We start from the raw sequence: 5071 nt of genomic DNA, 5'->3' as shown, positions 1-5071 counted from the left end.
CGGCCCGGCGGATGGTGCGCCGGGCGAAGAAGCTGCGCAGGACGGTCCTGCGCGGGGACTGAGCCCCGGGATCGGGCAGGGAACAACTCCGGGCGCCGGGCGGGCCGTTCACACGGCCGGCCCGGCGCCCGCCGCCGTCACGCTCCCAGGATGACCCGCAGGTCGGAGGCGTTCGCCTGGGTGATCTTCCACAGCTCCTGCTGCCGGGCGTGCACGTCCGCGACCGACGCGGCGTGGTCGTCCAGCAGCCCCACGGCCCGCTCGGTCAGCACCGCGCCGAGGTTCTTGTCGTGCACGGACACGCCCCATTCGGGCCGCCCGATGTCCGACAGGAAGTAGGTCATCTTCGGGTGCGAGATCAGGCTGATGATCGGCGTCCCGCAGCCGAACGGGATCATGCCGGCGTGGCCGCGCATCCCGATGACCAGCTTCGTACGGGCGTACAGATCCCTGATCTCGTCGTTCTCGAAGTCGTACATCGGGATCACCGGCAGCGAGATGCCGTGCTGGCGCCGCAGGTCGAACGCGATCTTCTCGTCGTCCAGCGAGTGCGCCACACACTGGACCTCGGCGTGCGCGCCCAGCGCCTTGATCGCCTTGGCCATCTCCGCCAGGAAGTGCGCGTAGTCGTGGCCGAAGCGCAGACCGGCCCGGTCGTACGCGGCGTTGATCAGGATCGTGTTCTCGCGCACGGCGGGGTCGGTCCAGCCCTGGACCAGCTGACGGGTGACCGTGGTCGGGCAGGGCTGGAAGCGCACCTTGTCCTGGAGCTCGGGCGGCAGCAGCGCCCTGACCTTCTCGATCGAGCCGTGGTTGCGGAGCCCGAAGAAGGCCGAGCGCTCGACGAGCTGGCGCACGCTGGAGTGGAAGCGCGCGGCCCGGTAGGACTGGCCGTCGAAGGCGTTGAAGCCGACCGCGTACACGACGATCGGTACGTCGATCCGGTTCAGCCGCTCGTCCGGTACGTTCCACTGCCAGCCGCTGTTGCCGTTGGGCGCGGTGTCCGGGATGAACAGGCCGCCGCCGCCGATGACCAGCCCGCGCCGGGCGTTGACCCGCTCCAGCGCCTCCTCGTCGAAGAGCCGGTGGGCGTGGACCGAGTGCCAGCGGCGGTTGCCGGTGTCCTCGCCGAAGGTGAGCCGTACCGACTCGGGCAGCAGCTTGTCGCCCGCGTTGCCCTGCTGGGGCATGTAGAACGCCACGTGGGCCAGCTGGTCCTCGGGCGCGCCCTCGCGCTGGGCGGGCACCGCGGACGTACGGATCCGCATCAGCCGGTTCGCCCGGTGGGTCGGGTCGACCCGCAGCCCCTCCATCGCGTAGTCGCGCGCGGTGGTGTCGTCGTTGTGGATCCAGGCGATCTGGGCCAGCCGGGAGAAGGCGGTCGCCGCCCGGTTGGGGGCGGAGCTGGCCAGCAGCAGCTGCGCCTCGGCCTCCTCGTACCGGGACACGCTCATCAGCGCGTGGCCGTACACCTCGTGCGGCCAGGACGAGTCGACGGGGATGTGGACGGAGGACAGCACCCGGACCGCGTCCTCGAACTCGCCCGCGCCGATGTGCGCGAGGGCCACCCGGCGGGCGCTCTCCACGTCGCCGGTGCGGGCGACGTGCGGGGTGCCGTAGTGCACGAGCAGGTCGTGGTGGGTGGTGCCGCCGCCCGACATGTACGCCGCGTGGAAGTCGGCGTCGGACATGACGTACTCGCGCCAGCGGTCCTCGCCCTTGCTGTAGCCCGCCTCGCCGCCCTGCCAGGGCTTGTGCCGGCCCGTGAAGTGCAGGATCGCGGTGTCCTCGGGGACTTCCTTGTCACCCGAGAGCCGGCGCTTCACGAAGTTGAAGCGGGCGTCGAGCTGGACGAAGTCCCCGTCCAGGACGGCGTTGAGGATGCCCTGGTCGTGCTTGTCCAGCTCGTAGTCGCCCGAGCGGCCCGTGGCGTCGATCCGGGCGCAGAACTCGTCGCTCAGGTACTCCTTCTGGATCACCAGGAGGCCACTGTTGAGCTTGTGCTGCCCGTAGAAGAACTGCGGTACGGCGGCGAGCCCCTCGCGCAGCTTCAGCAGGTCGCCCAGCTCACCGAGGACCACCATGTCGGTGTCCAGGGTGATCACGGTGTCGTAGTCCCGGATACGGAACACGTCGAGGATGAAGTACGCCTTGCGCACCAGGTAGTTGTCCTGGTCGCCCTTGGCGTACGACTCGTACCGCTCGGCGTCGACGCGGCGCAGGTCGATCCGCGGGTGCAGCGCGCGGATCTTGGCGACCGAGGCCGGGCGCAACCCGTCGTGCAGGACGATGAAGTCCTCGCACAGGCTCGGGTTGGAGAGCGCGAGGCTGCGCAGCAGCACCAGGAAGCCGGGCAGGTAGTTCTCGTCGACGAAGCTGGCGAAGGCGATACGGCGCTTGCCGGTCAGCGCGTTGGTGGAGGTGTCGGCCGGGGCCACGCCGGAGAAGGTGGTGGTGGTCATCGCAGGGATATCCTCGTGTCGTTCACGCTCTGGGCACGCTCCATGACCCACGCCTTCTCGGTGGTGTACTCGTGCACGGAGGTGATGGGCATGCGCATCGCCTCCTGGAGCCGGTACGCCCCGCTCTCGTAGAAGTCGAAGCCGATCAGGTCCAGGCGCGGGCTGACGTCCAGGAAGTCCAGCAGCCAGAGCATGTTGAAGCCGCTGGTGGGGATGGACGGCCAGACGCTCGCGCCGATCTGGCCGATGTTGCGCAGCGGCCAGCGCAGCGACTCGTCGCCCAGGTAGGTCTGCGCGCCGGGGACCAGGCGGTTGCGCACGGAGTGCTTCCAGTCGCCCGAGATCCCGCCGAAGATCAGCCGTGTGGTGACCTTCTGGTCCCAGTTGAAGCTGTGCTTGTGGATCGAGACGTGGATGTCGGTGCGCTTGCCGGTGGCCGGGGCGTCGATCTTGTACGAGTTGAAGCGGACGACCAGGTCGTAGTCGTCGATCTCGCGGCCGATCGAACCGCGGCCCACGCTCTGGGAGTTGGCGATCAGGCAGATGGACTTGCCGGCGATCTGGTTGCGGAACTCGCCGAGGCTCAGCCACTCGACGCCACCGTAGGTGGGGTCGGCGACCGGGCCGCGCATGCGGTTCCTGCGCTGTTCGGCGTAGAGGCCGACGAGGTCGCGCAGCTCGGAGGCGTCCCCGCCGTTGACCGCGATCCGCAGGTCGAGGTAGTGCGCGAGGGCGTCCTGGATGTCGGGCACGGGGGTGCCGTCGCCGGCCATCGTGAGCAGGGCGCCGATGAGCCGCAGCTCGGCCTGCTCCCAGTCGCCGCGGTCGTGCAGGACCAGGCCCTCGGCCCAGGTGTCGGTGGGCTGGCCGTGCGAGTACAGCGCGGACCTGGGGCGTTCGCTCTTCAGCTGCGCCAGGAGCTCCGCCTGGTACTGGCGGCCGGCGCGCAGGCCCGCGGTCCTGGTCGCGACGCCGAACCCGTCCTCGTCGGTGAGCGCGAGGTAGCGGTCGTACGCCTCGATGGCGGCGGACTCGTTGCCGAACGCCTCCAGCGTCCTGGCGCGCAGGCGCCATCCGGCGCGCGAGTTCTTGCGCGCGGTCAGCACGGTGTCGCTGATGAGGAGGGCGAGCTTCAGCTCGTCGTCGTACTTGCACTCCAGCGCCTTGTTGCCGACGGCGAGCAGCGCGTCGAGCAGGTCCCCGCCGAGGGCCGGGCCCGAGACGCCGACGGCGCTGGTGCCCCGGCGGAGCAGGGCGGCGGCGGCGCTGCCGGCCGAGGAGGCGCGTGCGGGCGTGCCGGACTCCGCGAGGGCGTGGGTGGCGAGCGCGTGCCGGAGCTTCTCGGCGAGCTCCACGCGCCGCCGGTCGAGGCCGGCGACGAGCTTGCCGCTGTGGACGGCGCAGGCACGGAGGCACTCGTCCAGCTCGGTCGGCCTGATCCGGGCCTGGTCTGCGGTGCCGTCGGGTGCGACGACCGGGGTCTCCGAGCTGCGCACCCTCGGCCATCTGTTGCGGGCCATTGTCATCCTGCTCCAAGCGTCTGCTGTCCCGCTGACAGATGGCGGGTCGGCGTCACGTTAGGAAACCTGGACGACCCTTGGGTGAACTGAGGCCGTCGACGGGGGAAACGGGACGATCCGGAGTGGGAATAGTGCTGCGTACGGGCTAGACACCGCTCATCGACAGCTTGACGGCGAAGCCCAGGAACAGGGCTCCCGCGGCGGTCGTCGCGCCCGCCGAGAGGCGCTTGCGGCGGCGGAAGGCGGCGGCGAGCCGCGTGCCGCCGAATATCAGGGCCGAGAGGTAGAGCGCGCTGGCGAGGTTGGCGAGGACGCCCAGCAGGACGAACGACAGGGCCGGGTGCGCGTAACCGGGGTCGACGAACTGCACGAAGAAGGAGATGAAGAAGAGGATCGCCTTGGGGTTGAACAGGCTGATCAGCAGGGCCCTGCGGTACGGCCGCTCCACCGCCTCCGGAGCCGTTTCCGCGGCGCTCGACCCGTCCGCGGCTCCCTCGCCGGCCTGCTCGTGGCGGCTCTTCCACAGCGACCGGGCCGCGCGCAGCATCCCGACCGCCAGCCACGTCAGATACCCGGCGCCCGCGTACTTCACGATCCCGAAGAGCAGCGGGTTGCCCTGGAGCAGCGAGGCGACCCCCGCCGCCGACAGCACCATGAGCACGGTGTCGCCGCACCAGACCCCCATGGCCGCCCGGTACCCGACGCGGACCCCGCGCCGGGCCGCGACGGAGAGCACGTACAGCGAATTCGGTCCTGGCAGCAGGACGATCAGCACAAGGCCGACGAGATAGGTCGGCAGATCCGTGACACCCAACATGGGCGCGAGTCTCGCAGACCTGTTCGTACCCACGCATCCGGGTTCGCGGCGTCCGCGCCTTCCGGGTCGGAAGGCGAACCACGGAAGGCGAATCTCAGAAGGCGTCGGTCGGCACGTACGTCCCCCACACCTCCCGCAGCGCCCCGCACACCTCGCCCACCGTCGCGCGCGCCCTCAGGGCCTCCCTCATCGGGTACAGCACGTTGTCCGTGCCGGCCGCCGCGCGCCGCAGGTCGGCGAGGGCCACCGCCACGGCCGCGCCGTCGCGTTCC

At 70.5% G+C, this 5071-nt stretch carries 4 protein-coding genes; all 4 read right to left on the bottom strand.

The window, feature by feature from the left end; translation table 11 throughout:
• Positions 1-137: 137 nt before the first annotated feature.
• On the bottom strand, positions 138-2462 hold the full coding sequence (locus tag GT042_RS08925) for a glycosyltransferase (protein WP_161308167.1): 2325 nt from the start codon (positions 2460-2462) through the stop codon (positions 138-140).
• Positions 2459-3982 (bottom strand): glycosyltransferase family 29 protein, encoded by a 1524-nt coding sequence (locus GT042_RS08920; protein WP_237530598.1) that lies wholly within the window; start codon positions 3980-3982, stop codon positions 2459-2461. The genes GT042_RS08925 and GT042_RS08920 overlap by 4 nt, the downstream gene beginning before the upstream one ends.
• Before the next feature lie 145 nt (positions 3983-4127).
• A complete protein-coding gene (leuE, locus tag GT042_RS08915; RefSeq protein ID WP_161308165.1) occupies positions 4128-4799 on the bottom strand; it encodes a leucine efflux protein LeuE in 672 nt (223 codons plus the stop codon).
• 94 nt (positions 4800-4893) lie between these two features.
• Positions 4894-5071: methylmalonyl-CoA mutase family protein (locus GT042_RS08910; protein ID WP_237530599.1), on the bottom strand; the 178-nt coding region annotated here is incomplete at its 5' end.

The organism is Streptomyces sp. SID3212 (genome assembly GCF_009865405.1).
Classification (GTDB): domain Bacteria; phylum Actinomycetota; class Actinomycetes; order Streptomycetales; family Streptomycetaceae; genus Streptomyces.
Note: the sequence above shows the minus strand (reverse complement) of the source record. Positions and strands in the feature narration are given on the sequence as shown.

Coding starts and splice junctions, on each gene's coding strand:
- GT042_RS08925 (WP_161308167.1), bottom strand. CDS start 2,462: ATGACCACCACCACCTTCTCCGGCGTGGCCCCGGCCGACACCTCCACC.
- GT042_RS08920 (WP_237530598.1), bottom strand. CDS start 3,982: ATGGCCCGCAACAGATGGCCGAGGGTGCGCAGCTCGGAGACCCCGGTC.
- leuE (WP_161308165.1), bottom strand. CDS start 4,799: ATGTTGGGTGTCACGGATCTGCCGACCTATCTCGTCGGCCTTGTGCTG.